Raw genomic sequence first — 1004 nt, forward strand, 5'->3', positions numbered from 1 at the left:
GCTGCAGGCGCTGTCTCCGCCGCCGTCGCGACCTCCGGCTCGGGCTCGGGCTCGGGAGCCGGCTCCGGCTCGCCGGCGGCCGCGTTCGCGGCAGCCGTCGCCGACGCGCTGACCTCCTGCGGGGCGGGCGCGGCGATGTCGAAGAGTGAGCCGCCCGAGCTCAGGTCGAGCTCCGGCTGAGCGGGCTGCGGTGCGGGCTCAGCTGCCGGCTCCGGCTGCTTCTCGGCTGCGGGGGTCTCGACGGGCTCGACCTCCGGCTCCGGCTCGGCGGCCGTCGGCTGCTCGGCCGTCGGCTCAGGGGCCGCGATGTCGAAGAGCGAGCCACCCGAGCCGAGGTCGACCTCGGACGCAGGCTCGGTCGTCGGTGCTTCCGTCTTCGGGGCCTCGGCCGGCGGGGCCGAGGCCGGCGGGGTCTCCGCCTTCGGCTCCGGCTTCGCCTCGGGGACGGCCGGCTGGTCGGCGGCGATGTCGAACAGCGACCCCGATCCGAGGTCCGGACCGACCGACGACGACGTCGGGGGCTGGTCGCCCTCGGAGGAGCCCGACGATGCGGCGGTGTCGGCCTGGCGGTCGACCTCGGGCTTGTCGTCGGCGATGTCGAACAGCGAGCCGGGCGAGGCCGAGTCGCTGGCCGTGCCGGTGACCTCGGCCTGGGTCTCGGCGGTCGGCTTGGCCTCCACCGTGGAGTCGGTGTCGCCGCCCAGGTCGAACAGCGAGCCGCCGGACGACGCGGGCTTCGCGGCCTGCGCCTCCTCGGTGACCGACTTGTCCTGGGTCGCCGTCTCGGACTCGGCCGGGGTGTCGAAGAGCGACGTACCGCCGGAGGCCTTGGCGGCCGGGCCGGCGTCGGCGGTCTCGGTGACCGTGTTGGCCGTCTGGGTCTCGTCGCCGGCCTCGGGCTCGGCCTTGGTCTCGGTGGACTTCGCGGCCGGTGCCGCGGCGCCGCCGGAGCCCGGGGCGTACCGGGTGGCCATCTCGCCCTTGACCGAGGCGAGCAGCATCTG

General features: G+C 76.1%; 1 pseudogene. It reads right to left on the bottom strand.

From position 1 onward, the window contains the following. Positions 1-1004, bottom strand: a pseudogene (locus Q0L15_RS06210) (hypothetical protein); the annotation flags it as partial.

This window comes from Nocardioides sp., from assembly GCF_024509035.1.
GTDB lineage: Bacteria > Actinomycetota > Actinomycetes > Propionibacteriales > Nocardioidaceae > Nocardioides.